The sequence below is a fragment of the Micromonospora sp. Mcm103 genome, assembly GCF_024519755.1.
Classification (GTDB): Bacteria; Actinomycetota; Actinomycetes; order Mycobacteriales; family Micromonosporaceae; genus Micromonospora; species Micromonospora aurantiaca.
Map to the genome: position 1 here is coordinate 25,424 of NZ_JALJRJ010000026.1, position 22,269 is coordinate 47,692.

Annotated in this window: 29 protein-coding genes and 1 riboswitch; of the genes, 6 read left to right on the forward strand and 23 right to left on the reverse strand. The window is 73.3% G+C overall.

Annotation, left to right across the window (positions count from 1 at the left end; translation table 11 throughout):
- Window positions 1-32: 32 nt before the first annotated feature.
- Window positions 33-1,226, reverse strand: coding sequence for a chorismate-binding protein (locus tag OC439_RS26225; RefSeq protein ID WP_262015767.1), 1,194 nt, complete (start codon window positions 1,224-1,226; stop codon window positions 33-35).
- Window positions 1,227-1,349: 123 nt separating this feature from the next.
- Between OC439_RS26225 and OC439_RS26230 the strand changes: the two genes are divergently transcribed.
- Window positions 1,350-1,550, forward strand: a complete 201-nt coding sequence (locus OC439_RS26230) for a DUF5999 family protein (RefSeq protein ID WP_013286363.1) — start codon at window positions 1,350-1,352, stop codon at window positions 1,548-1,550.
- A 94-nt stretch (window positions 1,551-1,644) separates the two neighbouring features.
- On the opposite strand, the gene gcvP is transcribed toward OC439_RS26230, so the two are convergent.
- Entirely contained in the window at window positions 1,645-4,467 is a 2,823-nt protein-coding gene (gcvP, locus tag OC439_RS26235; RefSeq protein ID WP_262015768.1) for an aminomethyl-transferring glycine dehydrogenase, read from the reverse strand.
- A 73-nt stretch (window positions 4,468-4,540) separates the two neighbouring features.
- Window positions 4,541-4,631, reverse strand: a riboswitch (glycine riboswitch).
- A gap of 57 nt (window positions 4,632-4,688) precedes the next feature.
- On the reverse strand, window positions 4,689-5,531 hold the full coding sequence (locus tag OC439_RS26240) for an NAD-dependent protein deacetylase (protein ID WP_262015769.1): 843 nt from the start codon (window positions 5,529-5,531) through the stop codon (window positions 4,689-4,691).
- A 165-nt stretch (window positions 5,532-5,696) separates the two neighbouring features.
- Between OC439_RS26240 and OC439_RS26245 the strand changes: the two genes are divergently transcribed.
- Window positions 5,697-6,353: an SDR family oxidoreductase gene (locus OC439_RS26245; protein ID WP_262015770.1), complete on the forward strand. Its 657-nt coding sequence runs from the start codon at window positions 5,697-5,699 to the stop codon at window positions 6,351-6,353.
- A 51-nt stretch (window positions 6,354-6,404) separates the two neighbouring features.
- On the opposite strand, the gene OC439_RS26250 is transcribed toward OC439_RS26245, so the two are convergent.
- The 16 genes from OC439_RS26250 to OC439_RS26325 form a co-directional block, all read right to left on the reverse strand.
- Window positions 6,405-7,085: a DivIVA domain-containing protein gene (locus tag OC439_RS26250; RefSeq protein ID WP_262015771.1), complete on the reverse strand. Its 681-nt coding sequence runs from the start codon at window positions 7,083-7,085 to the stop codon at window positions 6,405-6,407.
- 55 nt (window positions 7,086-7,140) lie between these two features.
- A complete protein-coding gene (locus OC439_RS26255) occupies window positions 7,141-8,316 on the reverse strand; it encodes a globin domain-containing protein (RefSeq protein ID WP_262015772.1) in 1,176 nt (391 codons plus the stop codon).
- A gap of 2 nt (window positions 8,317-8,318) precedes the next feature.
- On the reverse strand, window positions 8,319-8,708 hold the full coding sequence (locus tag OC439_RS26260) for a group I truncated hemoglobin (RefSeq protein WP_262015773.1): 390 nt from the start codon (window positions 8,706-8,708) through the stop codon (window positions 8,319-8,321).
- Between the two features lie 435 nt (window positions 8,709-9,143).
- Window positions 9,144-9,737, reverse strand: coding sequence for a MerR family transcriptional regulator (locus OC439_RS26265; RefSeq protein WP_262015774.1), 594 nt, complete (start codon window positions 9,735-9,737; stop codon window positions 9,144-9,146).
- 144 nt (window positions 9,738-9,881) lie between these two features.
- A complete protein-coding gene (locus OC439_RS26270) occupies window positions 9,882-10,346 on the reverse strand; it encodes a bifunctional nuclease family protein (RefSeq protein ID WP_036311069.1) in 465 nt (154 codons plus the stop codon).
- Between the two features lie 211 nt (window positions 10,347-10,557).
- Window positions 10,558-11,259, reverse strand: a complete 702-nt coding sequence (locus OC439_RS26275) for a MerR family transcriptional regulator (RefSeq protein WP_262015775.1) — start codon at window positions 11,257-11,259, stop codon at window positions 10,558-10,560.
- A 50-nt stretch (window positions 11,260-11,309) separates the two neighbouring features.
- A complete protein-coding gene (locus OC439_RS26280; RefSeq protein ID WP_007071101.1) occupies window positions 11,310-11,762 on the reverse strand; it encodes an FHA domain-containing protein in 453 nt (150 codons plus the stop codon).
- Window positions 11,763-11,978: 216 nt separating this feature from the next.
- Window positions 11,979-12,359 (reverse strand): glycine cleavage system protein GcvH, encoded by a 381-nt coding sequence (gene gcvH, locus OC439_RS26285; RefSeq protein ID WP_135240202.1) that lies wholly within the window; start codon window positions 12,357-12,359, stop codon window positions 11,979-11,981.
- A gap of 54 nt (window positions 12,360-12,413) precedes the next feature.
- The gene (locus OC439_RS26290; protein ID WP_262015776.1) at window positions 12,414-13,337 is read right to left on the reverse strand and encodes a DUF881 domain-containing protein; all 924 of its coding nucleotides are present in this window, start codon (window positions 13,335-13,337) and stop codon (window positions 12,414-12,416) included.
- Between the two features lie 10 nt (window positions 13,338-13,347).
- A complete protein-coding gene (locus OC439_RS26295) occupies window positions 13,348-13,680 on the reverse strand; it encodes a small basic family protein (protein WP_007071104.1) in 333 nt (110 codons plus the stop codon).
- The gene (locus tag OC439_RS26300) at window positions 13,677-14,657 is read right to left on the reverse strand and encodes a DUF881 domain-containing protein (protein WP_262015777.1); all 981 of its coding nucleotides are present in this window, start codon (window positions 14,655-14,657) and stop codon (window positions 13,677-13,679) included. Before OC439_RS26300 ends, OC439_RS26295 begins: the two co-directional genes overlap by 4 nt.
- Complete coding sequence (locus tag OC439_RS26305) at window positions 14,654-15,292, reverse strand: CDP-alcohol phosphatidyltransferase family protein (RefSeq protein WP_402806276.1); 639 nt, start codon at window positions 15,290-15,292, stop codon at window positions 14,654-14,656. Before OC439_RS26305 ends, OC439_RS26300 begins: the two co-directional genes overlap by 4 nt.
- Window positions 15,293-15,599: 307 nt before the next feature.
- Window positions 15,600-16,070: a MarR family transcriptional regulator gene (locus tag OC439_RS26310; protein WP_194803349.1), complete on the reverse strand. Its 471-nt coding sequence runs from the start codon at window positions 16,068-16,070 to the stop codon at window positions 15,600-15,602.
- Window positions 16,071-16,118: 48 nt separating this feature from the next.
- The gene (locus tag OC439_RS26315; protein ID WP_262015779.1) at window positions 16,119-17,306 is read right to left on the reverse strand and encodes a PP2C family protein-serine/threonine phosphatase; all 1,188 of its coding nucleotides are present in this window, start codon (window positions 17,304-17,306) and stop codon (window positions 16,119-16,121) included.
- Window positions 17,307-17,405: 99 nt separating this feature from the next.
- Window positions 17,406-17,654, reverse strand: a complete 249-nt coding sequence (locus tag OC439_RS26320; protein WP_262015780.1) for a hypothetical protein — start codon at window positions 17,652-17,654, stop codon at window positions 17,406-17,408.
- Window positions 17,651-17,803, reverse strand: a complete 153-nt coding sequence (locus OC439_RS26325; protein WP_262015781.1) for an SAM-dependent methyltransferase — start codon at window positions 17,801-17,803, stop codon at window positions 17,651-17,653. The genes OC439_RS26320 and OC439_RS26325 overlap by 4 nt, the downstream gene beginning before the upstream one ends.
- A 129-nt stretch (window positions 17,804-17,932) precedes the next feature.
- Between OC439_RS26325 and OC439_RS26330 the strand changes: the two genes are divergently transcribed.
- The 3 genes from OC439_RS26330 to OC439_RS26340 all read left to right on the forward strand — a co-directional run bounded on the left by OC439_RS26330 (window position 17,933) and on the right by OC439_RS26340 (window position 19,554).
- A complete protein-coding gene (locus OC439_RS26330) occupies window positions 17,933-18,769 on the forward strand; it encodes a universal stress protein (RefSeq protein WP_262015782.1) in 837 nt (278 codons plus the stop codon).
- Window positions 18,770-18,874: 105 nt separating this feature from the next.
- On the forward strand, window positions 18,875-19,084 hold the full coding sequence (locus OC439_RS26335; protein ID WP_013286381.1) for a hypothetical protein: 210 nt from the start codon (window positions 18,875-18,877) through the stop codon (window positions 19,082-19,084).
- On the forward strand, window positions 19,081-19,554 hold the full coding sequence (locus tag OC439_RS26340) for a hypothetical protein (protein WP_262015783.1): 474 nt from the start codon (window positions 19,081-19,083) through the stop codon (window positions 19,552-19,554). Before OC439_RS26335 ends, OC439_RS26340 begins: the two co-directional genes overlap by 4 nt.
- On the opposite strand, the gene OC439_RS26345 is transcribed toward OC439_RS26340, so the two are convergent.
- Window positions 19,551-19,751, reverse strand: coding sequence for a hypothetical protein (locus tag OC439_RS26345; protein WP_043323973.1), 201 nt, complete (start codon window positions 19,749-19,751; stop codon window positions 19,551-19,553). The two genes, OC439_RS26340 and OC439_RS26345, sit on opposite strands and share 4 nt — an antisense overlap.
- A gap of 127 nt (window positions 19,752-19,878) precedes the next feature.
- Between OC439_RS26345 and OC439_RS26350 the strand changes: the two genes are divergently transcribed.
- Window positions 19,879-20,535 (forward strand): hypothetical protein, encoded by a 657-nt coding sequence (locus tag OC439_RS26350; RefSeq protein ID WP_262015784.1) that lies wholly within the window; start codon window positions 19,879-19,881, stop codon window positions 20,533-20,535.
- Window positions 20,536-20,538: 3 nt separating this feature from the next.
- Here OC439_RS26350 and OC439_RS26355 read toward each other — a convergent pair whose 3' ends face one another.
- From OC439_RS26355 to OC439_RS26365, 3 genes are all read right to left on the reverse strand, one after another.
- The gene (locus OC439_RS26355; protein WP_194803387.1) at window positions 20,539-20,721 is read right to left on the reverse strand and encodes a hypothetical protein; all 183 of its coding nucleotides are present in this window, start codon (window positions 20,719-20,721) and stop codon (window positions 20,539-20,541) included.
- A 66-nt stretch (window positions 20,722-20,787) separates the two neighbouring features.
- Window positions 20,788-22,065 (reverse strand): hemolysin family protein, encoded by a 1,278-nt coding sequence (locus OC439_RS26360; RefSeq protein WP_262015785.1) that lies wholly within the window; start codon window positions 22,063-22,065, stop codon window positions 20,788-20,790.
- The gene (locus OC439_RS26365) at window positions 22,065-22,262 is read right to left on the reverse strand and encodes a hypothetical protein (RefSeq protein ID WP_030503909.1); all 198 of its coding nucleotides are present in this window, start codon (window positions 22,260-22,262) and stop codon (window positions 22,065-22,067) included. The genes OC439_RS26360 and OC439_RS26365 overlap by 1 nt, the downstream gene beginning before the upstream one ends.
- Window positions 22,263-22,269 lie beyond the last annotated feature (7 nt).

Below are 22,269 nucleotides of genomic sequence, written 5' to 3' on the forward strand. Positions count from 1 at the left end.
GGCCGCCGCGAGAAGGCCGGGCCGCCGGCCCGTCAGCCGGCGAGCAGGGCGCGGATCGGGGCGGCCTTGGCGGCGGCCTCGGCGACCTCGGCGGCGGGGTCGCTGTCCCAGGTGATGCCTCCCCCGGCCCACAGGTGCAGCAGGTCCCCGTCGGCGGCGGCGGTGCGGATGGTCAGGCCCAGGTCGAGGCGGTCGGGGCCGACCCAGCCGAGCGCGCCCATGCTCGCGCCGCGCCCGACCGGCTCCAGCGCGCCGACCTGCGCCAGGGCGGCGTGTTTGGGCGCGCCGGTGACCGACCCGCCGGGGCACACGGCGCGCAGCAGGTCGGCCAGGCCGAGGCCGTCGGCGGGCGCCGCCGACACCGTCGACTCCGCCTGCCACAGGTCACACCAGCGGCGTACGGCGAACAGCTCGTCGACGCGCACCGAGCCGGTGCGGGCGACCCGGGCCAGGTCGTTGCGTTCCAGGTCGACGATCATGACGTGTTCGGCGCGTTCCTTGGCCGAGGCGAGCAGGTCGCGGCGGCCGGCTGCGGTGGCCGGGCGGGTGCCCTTGATCGGGCGGGTGACCAGCCGGCCGTGTTCGACGGCGATGAGGGTCTCCGGGGAGGCGCAGCCGAGCGCCCAGCCGGGGCCGTGCAGGGTGCCGCCGTAGCGGGCGCCGGGTAGCGCGGCGAGGCGGGCCAGCGCGGGGCGCGGGTCGCCGGTGTAGCCGGCGGCGGCGTGGCCGACGATGTTGACCTGGTAGACGTCGCCGCGGGCGATGGCCTCGCGGACCGCGCCGACGGCGGCGGCGTGCGCAGCAGGGGTCCAGCTGTCCCGCCAGTCGCCGAGCCGCCACGGCTCCGGCGCCGGTGGCCGGGGTGCGGCCGGGCGGTCGGTGTGGTGGTAGACGACCACGACCAGGTCGGGCAGCGCCGGCGCGGGGCTGGGCGCGCCGGGCGACACGCCGATGGCGTACGCGCCGGCGGCGGCGGACAGGTACACCGCGGCGCCGCACACTCCGGCGCCGGGGTCGTGCCGGCCGGGCCGGGTGAGGTCGCCGCGGTCGACGCCGTGTGCGGCGAGGAAGCGTTGTGCCAGGTCGGCGGGGTCGCCGCCGTCGCCGATCGACCAGTGCAGCCGGGCGGTCTCGACGAGCCGGCGGCGGCATCCGGACGGGACGCCGGGAGCATCGACCTCCACCTGTGGGAGCGCTTCCACGACGTCCGGGCCGTTACGGGTCATCCGTTCAGCCCATTCTGGGTGAACATGACGCATCCTTGCTCGTTGCCGCTCAGTTTTCCTTGGTACTGTGCGTCACTGGTCATGTGAACCATGACACAGTGCCCCCACAGTCCGGAGAACCCGATGTGTCAGCACCAGCCCACCTGCCCCTCCGCCGACGCGACCGACCGAGAGGCCGCCCGCGTCCTCGCCTGCTTCCCTGAGCAGGGCTGGAGCCTGCTCTGCAACGGTGTCATCGTCTTCGAGGACACCGGTGAGCTGCTCCCCGACGGGCGCACCATCGCCCCGCACCGGGGTCCGGCCCGCCACGCCCTCGTCGCCTGAGCGATCACGCAGCGTCAGTGAGCGTACGCGCCGGTCACGACCGTCCGGCGCACCGGCCGGGGCGGCGAGAGCCCACCGCCCCGGCGTCAGCCGCTCAGTCCTCGAACGCCTCCGGCGCGGGACACGAGCAGACCAGGTTCCGGTCGCCGTACGCGCCGTCGATGCGCCGCACCGGAGGCCAGTACCGGCCCGCCCGGTCCACACCCGCCGGGTAGGCGCCCACCGACCGCGGGTACGGGTGCGGCCACTCGTCGGCCGACACCATCGCCGCGGTGTGCGGCGCGTTTGACAGCGGGTTGTCCCCCGCCGGCCACTCCCCCGAGCCGACCTTGTCGATCTCCGCCCGGATCGCGATCATCGCGTCGCAGAAGCGGTCCAGCTCGGCCAGGTCCTCGCTCTCGGTCGGCTCCACCATCAGCGTCCCGGCCACCGGGAACGACATCGTCGGCGCGTGGAAGCCGTAGTCGATCAGCCGCTTCGCCACGTCGTCGACGCTCACGCCGGTGGCCTTGGTCAGCGGACGCAGGTCCAGGATGCACTCGTGCGCGACCAGGCCCTTGTTGCCGGCGTACAGCACCGGGAAGTGGTTGCGCAGCCGCGCCGCCACGTAGTTCGCCGCCAGGACCGCCACGCCGGTGGCGCGGGCCAGCCCGTCGGCGCCCATCATCCGCAGGTACGCCCACGGGATCGGCAGGATCCCCGCCGACCCGTGGTTGGCCGCCGAGATCGCCGGCCGCCCGTCGGCGCGCGCACCGAGCGGGTCACCGGGCAGGAACGGCGCCAGGTGCGAACGCACCGCCACCGGCCCGACGCCGGGTCCGCCGCCGCCGTGCGGGATGCAGAACGTCTTGTGCAGGTTCAGGTGCGACACGTCCGCCCCGAACCGGCCCGGTTTGGCGAATCCGACAAGCGCGTTGAGGTTCGCGCCGTCGACGTACACCTGACCGCCCGCGTCGTGGACCTTCGCGCACAGTTGGGCGATGCCGGTCTCGTACACGCCGTGCGTCGACGGGTACGTCACCATGATCGCGGCGAGCGCGTCCCGGTGCTTGTCGATCTTCGCGTCGAGGTCGACCAGGTCGACGTTGCCGTCGGCGTCGCAGCCGACCACCACCACGCGCATGCCGGCCATGACGGCGGACGCGGCGTTGGTGCCGTGCGCCGACGACGGGATCAGGCACACGTCGCGGTGGCCCTCGCCGCGCTCCCGGTGGTAGCCGCGGATCGCCAGCAGCCCGGCCAGCTCACCCTGCGATCCGGCGTTGGGCTGCACGCTGACCGCGTCGTAGCCGGTGACCTCGGCCAGCCAGCCCTCCAGCTGGGTGATCAGCTCCCGGTACCCGGCGGTCTGCGCGTCCGGCGCGAACGGGTGCAGGTGCGCGAACTCCGGCCAGGTGATCGGTTCCATCTCGGTGGTGGCGTTGAGCTTCATCGTGCACGACCCCAGCGGGATCATGCCGCGGTCCAGCGCGTAGTCGAAGTCGGCCAGGCGGCGCAGGTAGCGCAGCATCGCCGTCTCCGAGTGGTGGCTGTGGAACACCGGGTGGGTGAGGAACTCCGACGTGCGGGCCAGCCCGTCCGGCAGGGCCGCGTCGGTGTCGCCGTCGAACCCGTCGACCCCGAACGCCGCCCACACCGCCTGCAGGTGCGCGGGCGTGGTGGTCTCGTCGCAGGAGATGCCGACCCGGTCGGCGTCGACCAGCCGCAGGTTCACGTTGCGCTCGGCGGCGGCGGCGACCACCTCGGCGGCGCGGCCCGGCACGGTCGCGGTGACGGTGTCGAAGAACGCGACGTCCGTGACCCGCACGCCCCCGGCGCGCAGCCCGGCCGCGAGCCGCGCCGCCGCCTCGTGGGTACGCCGGGCGATGGCGCGCAGCCCGTCGGGGCCGTGGTAGACGGCGTACATGCCGGCCATCACCGCGAGGAGCACCTGGGCGGTGCAGATGTTGCTTGTCGCCTTCTCCCGGCGGATGTGCTGCTCGCGGGTCTGCAACGCCAGCCGGTACGCCGGGTTGCCGTCGGCGTCGCGCGACACCCCGACCAGCCGGCCCGGCAGCATCCGCTCCAGGCCGGAGCGCACCGCCAGGTAACCGGCGTGCGGACCGCCGAAGCCCATCGGTACGCCGAAGCGCTGGGTGGTGCCGGCGGCGATGTCGGCACCGATCTCGCCCGGCGGGCGCAGCAGCGTCAACGCCAGCAGGTCCGCCGCCACGGTCACCAGCGCGCCCACGCCGTGCGCCGCGTCGACCAGCGCACGGTGGTCGCGGACCGTCCCGGACGCGCCCGGGTACTGCAGGTGCAGGCCGAAGAACTCCGCCGGCAGGTCGTCGCGCTCGACGTCGACCACGCGCACCTCGATGCCGAGCGGCTCGGCGCGGCTGGCGATCACCGCGACGGTCTGCGGCAGCGCGTCGGCGTCGACCACGTACACCGGGCTCTTGCTCTTGGACGCGCGGCGGGCGAGCGTCATCGCCTCGGCCGCGGCGGTGCCCTCGTCGAGCATCGAGGCGTTCGAGACTGGTAGCGCAGTGAGGCCGGACACCATGCTTTGGAAGTTCAGCAGCGCCTCCAGCCGGCCCTGGCTGATCTCCGGCTGGTACGGCGTGTACGCGGTGTACCAGGCCGGGTTCTCCAGCACGTTGCGGCGGATCACCGCCGGGGTGTGCGTGCCGTGGTAGCCCAGGCCGATCATGGACACGGCGACGGTGTTGCGCGACGCGAGGGCACGCAGCTCGGCGATCGCCTCCCGCTCGCCGGCCGGGGCGGGCAGGTCGAGGGTGCCGTGCCAGCGGATCACCTCGGGGATCGCCGCGTCCATCAGCTCGTCGACGGAGCCGTAACCGACGGTCTCCAGCATCCGGCGCTCGTCGTCGCGGCCGGGGCCGATGTGCCGGTCGGCGAACTGCTCTGCGGTCATGCGCTGCGCTCCTTGGTGGGGCGAGGTCGACGGGTCGGCCTCCCCCTGAGTCGCGCTGACGCGCTCCACAGCGCCTGCCCACGTGGTCCTTTTGCCTGAGAGGTTCCGGGGAGAATCTGCCCCTTCGGCGCCGTCGGGTCGACGGTCTCTCCCACGTGGGTGGTACCGGCACCTCCCACGCTACCAGCGGGCGTGTTTCCGGCTCATGTCCCGGGGGTTGATCACACCGGCGCCGGAGCCGCCGCCACCCGGTCGGCCAGCGCGCACAGGGTCGCGCCCAGCGGCGCGTCCAGGCGCAGCGCCGCATACCCGTCGCCGCGGGTGACGCCCTGGTTGACGATCGCCACCGGGATGCCGTGGCGGGCCGCCCGCAGCACGAACCGCCGGCCCGACATCACCGTCAACGACGAGCCGAGCACCAGCAGCGCCCGGGCCCGCTCGACGAGCGCGAAACAGTCCGCGACACGTGGGGCGGGGACCGTCTCGCCGAAGAACACCACGTCCGGTTTCAGCATTCCGGTGCCGCACAGCGCGCAGTCGACGGTGCGGAACCCGGTCACCGCCTCGTCGGGCAGGTCCACGTCACCGTCGGGGTTGACGCGCGCCACCCGCGCGTCGAAGCCCGGGTTCGCCTCGGACAGGCGCCGGTGCAGCTCGTCGCGGCCGGTGGCGTTGCCGCAGTCCAGGCACGTCACCTCGTCGAGGCGGCCGTGCAGTTCGATCACGCCGGTGGCGCCGGCGGCGGTGTGCAGCCCGTCGACGTTCTGCGTGATGATCCCGCCGAGCAGCCCGGCCGCCTGCAGCCGGGCCACCGCCCGGTGCCCGTCGTTGGGTGCCGCCCGGGCGATGGTCTGCCAGCCCAGGTGGCTGCGCGCCCAGTACCGCCGCCGGGCCAGCGGGTCCCGGGTGAACTCCTGGTACGTCATCGGGGTGTGCCGGCGCGCCGCGCCGCTGGGCCCCCGGTAGTCCGGGATGCCCGACTCGGTGGACAGGCCCGCCCCGCTGAGCACCACCACGTCCCCGGCCGTCACCAGCCGCGCCAGTTCCTCGAACGCCTCACTCACCCGTCCATCGTCCCTCGCCGCGCCGCTCGCTGCCCCTCCCCGCCCACCCCACCGCGTCGATCATGACGTTGGCGGTGGTCGGGGCCGGCGTGTCGGGCCGCCAACCTCATGATCGACGAGGCCGGTCGTCCGGCGGGGCTGCCGGGTCCGGGCTAGGTTGAGCCCATGCGCGTCGTCATCGCCGGAGGGCACGGAAAGATCGCCAAACTGCTGGAGCGGGAACTGGCCGGCCGCGGAGACACCGCGCTCGGACTGATCCGCAACCCCGACCACGCCGCCGCGCTGCGCGCCGCCGGCGCCGAACCCGTCGTGTGCGACCTGGAACACACCGACGCCGGCACCCTCGCCGCTCACCTCGTCGGCGCCGACGCTGTCGTGTTCGCCGCCGGCGCCGGACCCGGCAGCGGCGCCGGCCGCAAGGACACCGTCGACCGGGGCGCCGCCGTGCTGCTCGCCGACGCCGCCACCCGCGCCGGCGTACGCCGCTACCTGCTGGTCTCCTCCATGGGCGTGGACGCCCCGCCGTCCGAGGGCACCGACGACGTGTGGGCGGCGTACCTGCGGGCCAAGAAGGCCGCCGAGGACGACGTCACCGCGCGGGACCTCGACGTGACGGTGCTGCGGCCCGGCCGCCTCACCGACGACGAACCCGGCGGCCGGATCACCCTGGCCCGGCACGTCGAACCCGGCGCGATCAGCCGCGCCGACGTGGCCCGGGTGCTGCTCGCCCTGCTGTACGCCCCGGCCACCGCCGGGCACACCCTGGAACTCGTCGGCGGAGACACCCCCATCGCCGACGCGATCGCCGCCGTCACCGCCTGACACCCGGCCGGCGCGTCCCGGCCCGCGATCACCCGCGGGCCGGGACACCGGTCAACGCTGGTGCCGCGACAACGCCGGCTGCGGCACGCCCCCGCCGCCCTGCGGCAACTCCCGGGCGATCCGCTCCATCGTGCGCGACAACTGCTCACTGCCGTCGTCGAGGTGCCGGGCCGCCGCCTGCATGTGCGAGATCATCATCTCGCCGAAGATCCGCAACGCCTCACGCGTCGCCACCGAGTCGTCGAAGCCGCTCCCGGCCGCGCTGCGGTACTCCGTCACCGCCCGCTCGGCCTCCCGCTTCGCCTCCTCCGCCGCCGCCCGCATGTAACTCTCGTACTGGGTACGGGCGTACTCGGCGACCCGGCGCGCGTAGTCGTGGGCCTGCGCGATGATCTGCTCGGCCTCCCGCTGCGCCGCCGACAACAGGTTGACCTCCTTCGCCGCCGGCGCCACCGCCGCCTCCGTGCTCGGGATCACCCCGTGCCGGTGCAGCTCCAGATGGTCGTTGAGCCGCTCGTTCTCCGCCCGCAGGTTCGCCACCTGCGCGGCCAGCAGATCCAGCTCGTCGGCCACCTGCAACCGGAACCGGTCCACATCGGTCTGGTCGTAGCCGCGGCGGGTGAACGCCGCCGACCCGAACTCCCACCGCCGCACCCGGTCCGAGGTCAACCGCACCTGCACCGGACCGGACACCTGCTGCGCGTCGTAACTGCTGATCGGACCCGCGCTCACCGGCACACCTCCGTTCGCGACTGCGGGGCTCGCAACACCGGCTCACTCCTCGCGCTCACCGGCTCACCTCCGTCGTTCCCGGCCCGTCCGCACCGGTCATCGTCCGCCACGCCGGGCCGTACCAGTGCTTGCCGTAACCCTCGTGATGCACCTGACCCGGCTGGAACCCGGCGCCGGTCAACGCCGCCACCGAATGACCCACCATCTCGTCCGAGCCGCACACGTACACGTGCCGCGACCGCCAGTCCCCGTCGGCCAGCACCCGGTCGGCGATACGCACCGACTCACCCGGCCGGGCCGGATCCGCACCGGCCACGTACGACACCCGCAACCACGGATGCGTCGCCGCCAGCTTGTCGATCGCCTCGCTGTCGTAGAACTCCATCCGCGACCGGGCACCCACATACAGATCCACCCGCCGCCCCGAACTCTCCGCCGCGACCTGCTCCACCAGCGCCTTCACCGGAGCCCAGCCGGTACCACCTGCGAGCAGCAGCAGATCCGACGCCCCGGCCTGCCACAACGTCAACCGGTCACCCACCGGCGACGCCAGGTGGATCTGGTCACCGGCCGCGCACCCGTACACCAGACGCGACGACACCACACCACCGGGCGCCGCCCGCACGTGCAACTCCACCGTGCCGTCCGGCCGCGGCGCGTTCGCCGGCGAGTAGTACCGCCACGACCGCACCGCCGGATGCGACACCCCGACCGACTGGCCGGGCGTGAACGGCAGCAGATACTGCGGACGTACGGTCAGCACCGCCACGTCGAACGTGCGCTGCTCGTGCGTCAGCACCTCCGCCACCCACCACGGCGGCGACTTCGACTCCGCGGCCTGCGCGCCCTCGGTCATCACCTGCGCCACCAGCCCGTACGCGGCGGTCCAGTCGGCGGCCAGCTCCTCGGTCCACGCGTCGCCGCAGAAGTGCCGCAACGTCGCCAGCAGCGCCTCACCGACCGCCGGGTAGTGCTCGGCCCGCACCGCGAACTTCCGGTGATCCGCGCCGAGCTCCCGCAGGAACCCGACCAGCCGGTCCACCTGGTCCACGTGGGACACCACATGCCCCAGCGCGGCCACCAGACGGTCCCGCTGCCCGGCCATGTTCGTGGGGAACATCTGCCGGGTCTCCGGATGCGCCAGGAACAGCGTCGAATAGAAGTAGAGCGGCACCTGGTCGCCGTGCGCGGCGACCAGGGACCAGCTCTGCTTGAGCCGTGCGACGTCCACGCTCAGGCGTCCCCCGCCGACACGACCTGCTCCCGCACCTGCCCGAGCACGACCTGCACGTCGGCGATCACGTCCGCCGGCACACCCAGCTCCACCAGCGTCGCGGTCAGGTGCTCACCGACCTTCGCGTAGTGCTCACCGGTGATGTTCAGCGGCTGGTGCGCCTCGTCCAGCCCACGGCCCGCGTACTCGTTGGGGCCGCCGAGCACCACCGCCAGCATGAGCGCCAGGTGCCGCCGCTGCTCCACCATGTCCACGTCGGTGAAGTAGCCGGCCAGATCCGGATCGGCCAGCACCTTGTCGTAGAACAGCTCCACCGCGGCCTTCACCGCGGCCGCGCCGCCGATGCGCTCGTAGTGGGAGATCGGGGTGGTCTCGCTCGTCACCGTCATGCTCGGTCCTTCCACCAGGGGTCCGCGGGCAGCGCCGCGGCAGGGGCTCGCCGTCCGGCGCGGCGTCACACAGCGTTCCACCGTGACGTCGACACGCCGACGACCGGAACGGACCATAGCGCGCCCGCCGGCACACTTCACGACCACCCTGTGCCGATCCCGAGAACTGTCAATCACGGACAGTGAACGACACGGCGCGAATCGGTGGACGCACCGCAGCCAGCCGGACACGAGCCGTCAACATGGACGACGTACCGTCCTTTTCGGACATCCCGTGCGCGCGTGCCGTGACCTGCGACGACTCACACCCGCCCCGGCCCGCGCCGTCCACCCGCCCCGGCCCGCCGGAAAGGACCACACCCCGTCACCAAAACACGAATCGCGCCACACCCTTTTCGGGCGCGGCGCGATCCCGTCACCGAGACGCGACGCAGGTCACCCGGCCCGGCGCCGCGCCCGCCGCGCCGCCAGCTCGTCACCCACCGACTCCGAGTCCGACTCCGCCTCCACCGCCGGCACGGCCGGCTCCTGCCCACCCACCGGCTCCGCCGGCAGATGCGACAACGAACCCTGGATCTCCTTGAACGCACCACCGATCGCGATGCCGAACACGCCCTGGCCGCCCTGCAACAGGTCGACCACCTCCTCCGGCGACCGGCACTCGTACACAGTCGTCCCGTCGGAGATCAACGTGATGCCCGCCAGATCGTCCACCCCACGCGACCGCAACGCCTCGATCGCCTTACGGATGTTCTGCAACGACACCCCGGCGTCCAGAAGCCGCTTCACGACCTTCAACACCACCAGGTCGCGGAACGAGTACAACCGCGACGTCCCCGAACCCGACGCGTCCCGCACACTCGGCACCACCAGGGCCGTGCGCGCCCAGTAGTCGAGCTGCCGGTAACTGATCCCCACCGCCGAACACGCGGTCACACCCCGGTAGCCGACCTCGCCGTCACCGGCCGGATCGGGCCCCACACCCGCCTGCTGTTCCACACCCGGACCAGGATCCCGCGGCTCGTGCATCGGACCAACCTCCCCGCGCCCGTGGCGGTGCCGCGTCGATTCCCCGTACGCGCACCACTCGACACGGCAACCCTAACGCCGCCTCCCGCACTTCACCCGCAGGAGACACCGCGACACGCCGCGCCACCACCCGGGCGGAACACCTCAACCCGCGAAGTCCTCCGGACGCACCTGCTCCAGGAACTCCCGGAACTTCTCGACCTCGTCCTCCTGCTCGTCCGGGATCACGATCCCCGCCTCGCTGAGGACCTGCTCCGCACAACGAATCGGAGCACCCACCCGCAACGCCAACGCGATGGAGTCACTCGGCCGCGCCGACACCCGCACACCGTCACCGAGGAGCAGATCCGCGTAGAACACGTTCTCCTTCAACTCGGTGATCTCCACCGCCCGCAACGGCGCCTGCAACGCCGTCAGCACATCCCGCAGAAGATCGTGCGTCAACGGCCGGGCCGGCTTGACCCCCTGCTGCTCGTAAGCGATCGCCGTCGCCTCGACCGCGCCGATCCAGATCGGCAGATAGCGGTCCCCCTCGACCTCCCGCAGCAGGACGATCGGCTGGTTGCTGGGCAACTCCACCCGAACTCCGACCACGCTCAGCTCGCGCACCGCCGCCTCCGTGTCGTCGTCACCTTGCACCGCGCCCTTCCCTGCACGGTACACGGACCAGGACACGGGAGTCCCACGCGCTACGTGCACCACGCCTCGCCGGACGGGCATACCCCGGCAAGCCTACGACACGCTCCGCGGACCAGATCTTTCCGCGCCCACACACGACGAAGGGCCGGGCGCACACCGCACCCGGCCCCTCGCACCGACCTCACCGGCCCAACGTCGACCGCAGCCCCACCCGCACCAACGCCGCGTGCAACCGCTGCGACAACGCCACCAACTCCCGCGCCGTCTCCGCCGCCCGAGCCCGCGCCGCCGGATCGCTCTGCCGCGCCAACGGCGCCACCAACTGCGCGAACAACCCGACCTCACGATCCGCCGCCGACCGGTACGCCCGCAGATGCCGAGGCTCCAGCCCGTACGCCGCCAGACCCGCCACCGCACTCGCGATGATCAACGCATCCGCGTCGTACCACCCCGGCGGATCCGACACCAGCACACCCAGCCGCTCCAACTCCGCGAGCGTCGACTCCTCCACACCACTACGAGCGATCAGACCCGCCCGGTCCAGCCGCACCTCCGACGACTCGACCGACTCCACCGGCTCCCGGCCCGGAACCTCACCACCCGGACCCACAGCCACCAGATTCGGCCGCCCCCGCCCCGGCGACGGACCAGACCCGTCCCACCGGGCCAACTGCTCCCGGATCACCCGCAACGGCAGGTACTGATCCCGCTGCGCGGTCAACACGAACCGCAACCGCGCCACATCGTCCCAGCCGTACTTCCGATAACCCGCCGGCGTCCGCTGCGGCTCCACCAGGCCCTCGGCCTCCAGGAACCGCAACTTCGAGATCGTGACGTCCGGAAACTCCGGCCGCAACTGCGCCAGCACCTCGCCGATACTCATCAGCGCAGGCGCCCGCGCCGCCCCGGACGGCGTCGAAGCCGCAGGCTCGTTCACCCCCGGCCGGCCTCCTCCTCCGGGCGCGGACCGGCGATGAACACCACCCGGAACTTGCCGATCTGCACCTCGTCACCGTTGCTCAACGTCGCCGCCTCGACCCGCTCACGATTCACGTACGTGCCGTTCAGGCTGCCCACATCCCGCACCGTGAACGTCCCACCGTCACGGTGGAACTCCGCGTGCCGCCGCGACACCGTCACGTCGTCCAGGAAGATGTCACTGTCCGGGTGCCGCCCACTCGTCGTCACATCGTGGTCCAACAGGAACCGGGCACCCGCATTCGGACCCCGGCGAACCACCAGCAACGCCATACCCGGCGGCAACGAACCGGACATCCGGCTCGGCACCACATCGGTGTCCGGGCCCTCCAGCACTTCGTCGAGCGAGCCGAGATTGAGCGTCGAAGTGACGTCGAGCGGGGGGAACTCGTCGTCTGGGCGCGTCATGGGACCACCTCACGGATCTGTTCGGTCGGCGTCAGGGAATGGCGGGTCTGGCCGCCGGGCAACACCACACCCGGCGGCTGGCTCCCCGTGCCAGGGAAGGCGCATTCCGCAACGCTCAAACTATTGGTTCTCGGTCGACTGGGCGAGCCTAGCCAGCGCCGAAATGCAGGGCAACCGGACGCGCGGAACCTCGCCGCCGCCCGGACAAGCACGAACTCAGCTCTCGGTGAGCTCGCGGTACGCATCGGCGGTCAGCAGACCCTCGACCGCCGCCGGATCGTCCGGAGTGATCTCCACCAACCACCCCGCACCGTACGGATCCGTGTTGATCACCTCAGGGGTGTCGGCCAGCGCCTCGTTGCGCGCCGTCACCGTGCCACTCAGCGGCGCGTAGATCTCCGACACGCTCTTCGTCGACTCGATCTCGCCCAGCGACTCACCAGCCGCCACCACCGCACCGGCGTCCGGCAGCTGCACGAACACGATGTCACCCAGGGCGTCCTGCGCGAAGTGCGTGATACCGACGCGGACGACACCACCGTCACCACCGACCACCCACTCGTGCTCGGCGGTGTACCGCAGATCCTCAGGAATCACCAACTGCGTCCTTCGTCATCGGTGCACCGGAGAAACCGGCGCGGCCGCGACCGGTCACGAGACCGGCCGGGCGTGGTCCAGCTTGATCGGCGCGTGCAGCTGCGAAACCTCCACAACCTCACGATCCTCGGAGGTCACGTTACCGCCGGCCTTCCCCACCGATGCGACCACCCCGCCGGGAATGTTCAACGCCGTACGCATCGTCGCCGGATCACCGATCACCATGATCGTGAACGGACCCGTCAACCGCCGCCCGTCCACCACCAGCGCACCGTCCGGCCCGTCCACGAAATACGTCGACGCGATGATCCGCGCCGCCGTACCGTCCGCGCCCTGGATCTGCATCGCCTCCGCGCCCGCACCCCGCAGTTCCTGCACCGCATCCAGGATCCCCGCCGACGACACCGCCTCGGCCGGCCCCGAGAACCGCACCTCAAGACCCGGACCCACCGCCGGCAACGTCCCCGCCAGAATGCCCAGCTCGTCCGCCCGCCGCGTCGCCTCCTCCAGCGCCGCCTGCCGGCCCTGCTCACCCGACCGCAGCTGCCGCTGGCTCTCCTCCAGCAACTCGATCTCCTGGCGCAGCCGCCGCTCCCGCGAATCCAGATCCGACGAGATCCGCACCAGGTCCTCCTCCCGCGCCGCCGCGAGCGTCGGATCCGTCGACGTCGTCTTGAACTGCACCACCAGCGTGAAACCCAGCAACGCCAGCAACACCGCGATCATCGCGCCCGCCGACGAGAACCGCCGCGCCACCGACGGCGCACCCGCCGCCGCACCCGGCTCCGGCTCGGACTCCGGCACCGCCTCCCGCTCCGCGGGCTCCACCGCCTCGTCCGGCACCGGCGCCAACGGGCTCAACTCGTCCGGATCGGGCGCGTCCGGGCGCGGATCCGGCTCACCCGCCGGACCCGACGGCCGCGCCGGCTCCCCCGGCCGCGGCCACCCGGTACCCGTCTCCCTGTGTTCCTCGCTCATCGCCACAAACCTACGCCCGGAACAGGTGCCGGCGGATCGCCGCCACGTTTCCGAAGATGCGCACCCCGAGCACGACCACCACACCCGTGGACAACTGACCGCCCACGCCCAACTGGTCACCCAGGTACACGATCAGACCCGCCACCAGCACATTCGAGATGAACGACACCACGAACTGCTTGTCGTCGAAGATCCGGTCCAGCTTCGCCCGTACCCCACCGAACACCGCGTCCAACGCGGCCACCACAGCGATCGGCAGATACGGCTGCAACGCCGCCGGCACCGTGGGGTCCAGATACACCCCGAGCACCACACCGGCGAGCAACGCCAGCACCGCGATCATCGGCCACCTCCCGAAGGGCTGGAAGAACCACCCGGGCCGGACGACCCGGGACTCGGCGAACCGGCGGCACCCGAACCCGACGGGCGCGCACCCGCACCCGCACTCGCGCTCGGACCCGGGGTCGCCGGAGGCTCGGCGTAGCGTAGCCGCGGCTGCGGCGCCGCCGGCAGGGTGAGGTCACCGACCCGCTTCACCCCGAACGACAGACCCGTCTTCCGCGCCACCTCACGCATCAACGCCGCCGCCCGGCTCTCGTCGAACCGGTCCCGCATCGACCGCGGCCCGATCGCCTGCACCTCGTACGGGCCCGTCACCGGCCGGTAGTCCACCAGGATCGCCTCACCCGCCGACCGGATCGTCGACGTCGCCGTCAACCGCTGGCCGTTCACCGCCACCGCCTCGGCGCCCGCCGCCCACAACGCGTTGGCGACCTTCTGCAGATCCGAATACAGCACCCGCGACGGACCCGCGTCCCCGTTCGTCACACCGTCCTGGTCCGCCGCCGCGTCGGCCAGCCGCACCACCACGCCGTCCCCGCGCACCCGGGCCAGGCCCGTACCCGCCTCCAGCGTGCGCAACCGGGACGCCTGCGAACCGCTCAACGTCGCGTCCCGCTGCCGGCTGACATCCTCGCGCAACTGCTCGGCGCGCTCGGTCAACCGGTCGGTCTCCGCCTCGCGCCCCTTGATCTCCGCGACCAGACCCGCCCGCGCCGTCGCGCGGCTCGGCTCCTCCGCCATCGTCTCCCGGTACGCCACCGCGAACAGGAACCCGATCAGCGCCAGCACCAGCAGGCTCACCGGCCGGCCGAGCACCTCCCGCACCCGCGACATCGAGCCCGTCGCCCGGCGCGCGGCCGCGTCCCCGTACCCCGGGTCCAGTGGATTGCGGAACAGTTCGGTCAGGAAGTCCGGCGCGTACACCCGGTTCGAGGGGTCGCGTTCGTTCTGCCCGTCCCGCGGCGGCGAGGTGGTCATGCCGGTGCCTCCGTACGCCGGGCCCGCATGGCCCGCACGAGACGGCTCGCCTGCACCACGTACATCGCGCCGGCGACCCAGTAGAGGACCAGGCCCCACCAGGCCAGCCCCCAGCCGATCGCGCCGGCCGCGGTGCCGGCGTCCGGCACCGCGTCTGCGAGCAGCAGGATCGGGAACGCCGCGAGCAGCAGGAACGTCGCGGTCTTGCCGACGTAGTGCACCGGCGGCGGGCCGTAGCCGTAGCGGCGCAGCACCCCGAGGGACACCAGCAGCAGGAGTTCCCGGGCCAGCAGCGCTCCGGTGAACTGCCAGGGCACCACCTCGCGGGCGGTGAAGGCGAGCAGCGTGGCGAGGATGTAGAGGCGGTCGGCGAGCGGGTCGAGCAGCTCACCGAGCCGGCTCACCTGGCCCAGGCGGCGGGCGATCCAGCCGTCCACCCAGTCGCTGGTGCCGCCCACGGCGAGCACCGCGATGGCGGCGACGTCGGCCCGGACCACGAGGAACAGGTAGAGGAAGATCGGCACGCCGACGAGCCGGACGAAGCTGATCAGGTTGGGCAGCGTGAGGACGCGGTCTCCCACGACCGTGGCGGTCCCGGAATCCGGTTGCTCCGCTGGAGCCGGCCGACGCGACACCGAACCCTCCCTTCGCAGCACGGTCCGGCAGCCGGATGAACGGCCGCTGGAGGGACGTGCGCGTTGCCGGCCGGTCAGACGCCGGCGCCCTCTGTGATCCCGGGCTGGGACCTCCCCGACGCGGCCCGTCCTCGTGGTGATCACGGGCCGCCCAGTTGCGCTGCCACTATATCGGGCTCGCCCTTCTCCGCCGGACGCCCGCTGCGCCGTTGCTCAGTGGTGTCACGGTGGCGACCGTCACAGCCGCTAGGGCGTCCTAGGATACTAGTTGAGCAGTGGAAGGAAGGTCGGGCGGCGGTGCGAGCGGTCAGGCGGTACGGGCGGTCGAGTCCGAGCCGGCCTGCGGGGCGGTGGCCGTCGCGGCCTGGCTGAACGCCACGAGCGCCAGCAGCAGCTCGTGCTGCACCCGGTTGGGCATCCGGTCGAGCACGGCCTGCACCGCCCGGTGCCGTCTCTCCTGCAGGTCGCGCAGCAGCGTGTCGGCGGCAGCGGTCGGGATCAGCCGCACCTCCCGCCGGTCGCGCGGGTCGGCCACCCGGCGCAGCAGGCCGACCGCCTCCAGGCGGTCGCAGAGCCGGCTCGCCGACGACGGGACCACGTCCAGCAGCTCGGCCAGCCGGTTCACGTTGGTGTCCGGATGCGACACGATCAGCGACAGCACCCGCAACTGGGTGGGCGAGACGCTGACGGTGTGCCGGGAGGTCGCGGAGTCGAGCACACCGATGAGCGCCTCCGCAGCCGACTCGATGGCCGCGGCAAGATTCGGAGGTCGCTCCACTCGCTGTCCCCTGCGATCGTCCCGCTCGTGTTCGCTCCGCCGGCCCGCTCACTGCCCCGTCACGTCGTCGGACCGGCTGGAGCCGCGCCAGTCCAGGCAGACGACGACCGCGTCGTCACGGAGATCCGCGTCGGCATGGTACGCATGCAGTTCGCGCATCACCGTACCAACTGCCTCGGTCGCCGGCTGCAGCCGAGTCGACCGCATCGCGCGCGCCATCGCCCGGACACCGTACGGCTCTTGCTCGTCGGGCTCCGCCGCGTACACGCCGTCGCTGACCACGAAGAGGCGATCGCCCGGCTCCAGAGTGAACTCCTGCACGTCGTAGCGGGTCTCGGCGAACATGCCCAGCGGCAGTTGCTGCTCCAGCGCGATCGGTGTGACACGTCCGCCGCGCAGCCGCAGCAGTTGCGGCGACCCGGCGTCCACAGCGCGCATCACGCCCCGGCGGCTGTCCAGCTCCAGCAGCAGTGTGGCCACGTGCCGGTTCCCCCGGTGCTGGTAGTAGATGGTGTCCGAGGCCAGCTCCGCCTGTTCCACCAGGCTGCCGCCGGAACGCCGTGCGTTGCGCATCGCGTTCACCGTCATCGCCGTGAGCATCGACGCGGCCAGCCCGCTGCCGGTGCCGTTGAGCACGGTCAGGGTGAGCCGGTCGCCGTCCACCGACCAGTCGAAGTGGTCACCGCCCACGGTGTACGCCGGTTCGAGCTGCCCGGCGAGCAGCGCGTCACCGAGTCGTACGCTGCGCCCCGGCAACAGGTCCCACTGCATCTCGGCGGCCATGCTCAGCCGCTCCCGCCGCCGGGCACGCCGGTAGCGGTCGGTCTCCCGGTCCGCCGCGCGGATCGCCACGGCCAGCTCACCGGCGGCGTCCCGGGCGGCCTCCACAGTGGCCGCATCCGGATCGCCGGGCAGCTCCACCATCAGCACGCCGAGCCGCTCCCCCCACACCGACAACGGCAGGTAGGCGCGGCAGCGGCCCTCCTCGACGATGTCCAGCACCGGCTCCTGACTGCTGAAGCAACGCTGCGCGACGCTGTGGGCCAGCAGCGGGCCGCCGTCGGGCACGTCCGGGTCGAGCACCGGCCAGAGTCCGCTGGCGCGGTAGTCGGCGACGAACACCTCCGCCCGCGCGGCCCCGAGCGTCTGGCGCAGCACCGCGTCCGCGGTCTCCGCCAGCTGGTCGGGTGGCGCCGTGCGCAGGGCACGCGACACCGATCCGGACGCCTCCGGCATGCTCATCCTCCGATGACGACTATTGCTACAGGGCAAACATCATACGAAGGCCGCCCGACGGCGAACGCCCCGCCTCGGCCGGGTGTGACGGGGACCAGCTCAGCCGGCCGGGCGCACCGCCAGCGCGCCGTGGAACGCGTCCGGCACCGGCTCGGGCTCACCGGCCGGCCGCCACCGCGCCACCGGCACGATGCCGTCGCCGGTCGGCTGCCAGCGGCCCAGCAGCGGCGCGAACCGCTCCGGCGCCCGCATCCGGAACGCCGGACCCATCATGGCCAGCGCCTCCGGGTACCCGGCCAGCTCCTCGGTGTCGAAGACCAGGAAGCCGTCGATCCCGTCGGCCGTCATCGCCCGCACGGTGCGGCCGAGGAATCCGCGCAGGGCCCGTACGCCGACTCGAACGCGGCGGCCGCGGCGACGTCCACCGGGCGGTGGTGCCGGCCGCCGAGCCAGTAGTCGATCATGCGGGCGGTGCTCCGTCCGTCCTGCTGATCCATCGACGGGGCTCCCTCCCCTGGGCGCTGCACGCCAGCGTACCCACCGGGGCGACCCCGGCGGTATCGCCCCGGGCCGGCCGTCCGGGCCGCGATACTGGCCGCGGGAGCGCCGGCCACGAGGAGGTACTGGTGAACTCGGCGAACGGGGCCGCGGTGGTGGTCGGGGTGGACGGCTCCGAACCGGCCATCCGGGCGGTCCGCCTGGCGGCCCGGGAGGCGCGGCTGCGCAACCGCCCGCTGCGGGTCGTGCACGGGTTCATCTGGCCGCTGCTGCGCGTACCGGTCTCCGCGCCGGCCGGCTCACCACCCGGCGCCGGGCTGCGCAACCAGGCCGAGCAACTGGTCACCGACGCGGTGGCGGTGGCCGAGGCCGAGTCGCCGGGGCTGCGCATCACCGGCGAGATCATCGACGGGGAGGCGGCAGCGGTGCTGCTCGGCGAGTCCCCCACCGCCGCCCTGGTCGTGCTCGGCGATCGGGGCCTGGGTGGCTTCGCCGCGCTCGTGATCGGGTCGGTGGCGGTGCAGGTCGCCTCGTACGCCGACTGCCCGGTGCTGATCGCGCGCGGCACCGCACACGACGGCGGCCCGGTCGTGGCCGGCGTGGACGGCTCGACGCTGTCGCGCGCCGCTGTCGAGTTCGCCGCCGAGACCGCGTCCGCGCGCGGCGCCGCGCTGCGCGTGGTGCACGCCCGTCCCCGCGGCCGGGACGACGCCGAGGAGGAGGAGCGGGTGCTCACCGAGGCGCTCGCCGGGATCGGCGAGCGCTGGCCGGACCTGCCGGTGCACGCCGAGGCGGTACGCGCCAAACCGGTCACGGCGCTGACGGCCGCGTCGGCCGAGGCCCAGCTGGTAGTGGTGGGCCGGCAGGGCCGGGGCGAGCTGGGCGGGCTGTTGCTCGGCTCGGTGAGCCAGGGGATCCTGCACCGCTCCGCCTGCCCGGTGGCTGTGGTCCGCGCCGCCGACTGAGCAGCGCCCAGCCGGCCCGGGCGGGGATCCGGCCGGCAACGGTTGGTCCCGGCCCGGGCGGGTAGACGCCTACGGTCAGCCGACAGCGATCCGCAGGAGGCAGAGATGCCAGGACCACGGCCGGGCAGCAACGCGTACGACAAGCAGCGGGCACGCCTTCGCGACCTCGTCGAGCAGTCCGGACGGGCGTCGGACAAGGAGGCGAACCAGGTCGCCAACCGGATCCTCCAGGACGACAGGGGGCAACGCGGTGTGGTCCGGGGCGAACGGACCTACGGCCCCAAGGGCAACCGGGAACCGGGTGACCCTAAGTGAGGACGGCAGCGGTTGTCGACGGCGCCATCGCGGGCGCCGTCGGCAGCGCCGTCCTCAACGCGGTCTCGTACCTGGACATGGCGCTGCGGGCCCGGCCGGCCAGCAGCACCCCCGAATCGGTCGCCGGACGGCTGGCCGACGTCACGCACGTCGACCTGGGCCCCGGCGACGAGGCGGAGAACCGCCGCTCCGGTCTCGGGCCGTTGCTCGGCTACGCCACCGGCATCGCCGCGGGGGCCGCGTTCGGCCTGCTCGCCGCGCGGCGGCGGATGCCGTTGCCGCTGGCCGCGGTGCTGCTCGGCGGTGGGGTGATGGCCACCTCGGACGGCTCGATGACGGTGCTCGGCGTGACCGACCCGCGCACCTGGCGGCGCAGCGACTGGGTCTCCGACCTGATCCCCCACCTGGCGTACGGGCTGTCGGCCGCGACCACCTGGCGGCGGCTGCGGCCGACGTCGGCTCGCGGTTAGCTCTCGTCGTCGGCGACCGGCTCACCGGCCGGGCCGTACGGCGACACCTGCCCCTTGGGGACGGGCCGCCCCGCGTCCGCGTTCGACGTGCCACGGCTCCGCGAACGGCCGCCCGCCTGGGTGGCCGTCTTGCGGCTGTCCTGGCTGGTGGCGCCGAGGTCGTTCCGGCGCAGTTCCTCCTGCTGCGGCTTGACCACGGGTCTCTCCTTCCCGGTGGGGCGCACGGCCGTCGACCGCGCACCGGACAGGCGTACCCGTCGCCGCCCGGCGCATTCCGGATCGGCCCGAGGGTCTGGCCGGGGCCGGGGCGGGTAACCCGGGTGGATGCCAGACGATCGCAACGTCGCACGTGCCCTGCTGGCCCGGCAGTCCCGCACGTACGCGGAGGAGGCCGGCATCGCCCTCGCGGACCGGCCGGGCCCGCTCTACCAGCTGCTCGTGCTGACCACGCTGCTGAGCACCCGGATCCGGGCCTCGGTGGCGGTGGCCGCCGCCCGGGAGCTGTTCGAGGCCGGCTACCGCACGCCGCAGGCGATGGAGGCGGCGACCTGGCAGGACCGGGTCGACGCGCTGGGCCGGGGCCACTACCGGCGCTACGACGAGCGGACCGCGACCATGCTCGGCACCGGCGCCCGGCTGTGTCTGGACCGATGGCACGGCGACCTGCGCCGGCTGCACAAGGAGGCCGGCGCCGACCGGGCCGTGCTGCGCCGGCTGCTCACCGAGTTCCCCGGCATCGGCCCCACCGGGGCGGACATCTTCCTGCGCGAGGCGCAGTCGGTGTGGCCGGACGTGCGCCCGTACGCCGACCGGCGCACGCTCGCCGGAGCGCGGCGGCTGGGCCTGCCCGCGAGTCCGGGTGACCTGGTCGGGCTGGTCGGCGAGGCCGACTTCGGCCGGCTGGCGTCGGCGCTGGTACGGGTGGCCCTGGGCGAGGAGTCGGCGGGCGAGGTGAGCCGCAGCGCCGCCACGTCCCACTGAGGGCTACTTGGCGGGGCCGGGCTTGGTCAGGTTCCAGGCCAGCAGCGAGGCGAGCAGCGCGAGCAGCACCACGCCGCCGGAGACGCCACCCTCACCGCCACTGTCGCGGCTTCCGGTGAAGCCGAAGTAGATCACGGCCAGTCCGGCCAGCACGGTGATGAACGTCCGCATTCCTCGGTCCTTCACGCCCGCACCGTACGACCGGCGGCCGGGCCCGGGACGGTGATCGGCCGGTTGTCCCCCGTCCGGGTGTCAGTCCGGGCTGCGGCCGACGGCGGGGCCGCGCAGCCGGACCCGGCGAATCGCCCGTCCCGCCACCTCGACCACCTCGACGGTGAGGCCGGGCAGTCGCACCCGCTCCCCCGGGCCCTCGGGCAGCCGGCCCAGCCCGGCCAGCACCAGGCCGGCCACCGTGGTGTACTCCCGGGACAGCGGGAACGTCACGCGGACGCCCACGTCGGGCAGGTCGTGCAGCGGGAAGTCGCCCGGCAGCAGCAGCGCGCCGTCCGGTTCCCGCACGGCGCGGCGCACGTCCCGGTCGGTTTCGTCGTACAGCTCGCCGACGACCTCCTCGAGCAGGTCCTCCATGGTGACCAGGCCGTCCACGCCGCCGTACTCGTCGACCACCAGCGCGAGCTGCTCGTGCCGCTGGCGCAGCTGCCGCATCGCGTCGGCCACCGGCAGCGTGCCCGGTAGCAGCACCGGCGGGCGGGCCCGGTCACCGACGCGCGCCCCGTCGGCGTCCACCAGGTCGCGGATGTGCACGGTGCCGCGGACGTCGTCGAGCCCGCCGGGTCCGATCACCGGCGCCCGGGACCGGCCGGTGGCCGCGAGCCGGCGCATCGCCTCGGCCGCCGGCAGGTCGGCGGGCAGCGTGGTCACGTCGCGGCGCGCGACGAGGATCTCCCGCAGCGTACGGCCGGCGATGTCGAACGCCCCGGCGAGGATCTCCCGCTGCTGGGCGGACAGGCCCCGCTGGCTGACCAGCATCTCCCGCAGCTCCTCCTCGGTCACCTCCTCCCGGCTGGCGCGCGGGTCGCCGCCGGCGAGCCGGACCAGCAGGTCGGTGGAGCGGCCGAGCAGCCACACCGCCGGCCGGGACAGCCGCGCCAGCAGGTCCAGCGGCGCGGCGCTGATCAGCGCCCACCGTTCCGCCGTCTGCATGGCCAGCCGCTTGGGCGCCAGCTCCCCCACCACGAGCGTGAGGAACGTCAGCAGCAGCGTCACCACGAACACCGCGACCGGGCGGGCGGCCCCGCCGAGGAATCCCAGCGGTCCGACCAGCGGCTCGGCGAGCGTCACCGCGGCGGCGGCCGAGGCGAGGAACCCGGCGAGCGTGATGCCGAGCTGGATGGTGGCCAGGTAGCGGTTGGGTTCGCGGGTGAGGCGGCTCAGCCGCGCCCCGGCCCGCCCGGAGCGCGCCAGCCGGCGCAGCTGCCCCTCCCGCAGGCTCACCAGCGCCATCTCGCTGCCCGACAGGGCGGCGTTCACGAGGATCAGCACCAGCACCAGCGCGACCTGGACACCCATCAGTCCGTCTCCAGGTCGTCCAGCGAGATCGCGTGGGTCATCAGCCAGCGGGCCAGCGCGGCCATCCCGAACAGCCACAACGGCGCCGACTCGGTGGGGCCGTTGGTGGCGTAGATGGCGAAGCGCAGGTCCGGTGCCCGGTACGCCTCGATCCGCCACTTGTGGTTCTTGTCCCGCCAGACCGCGGAAGGGTCCATGGCGCCA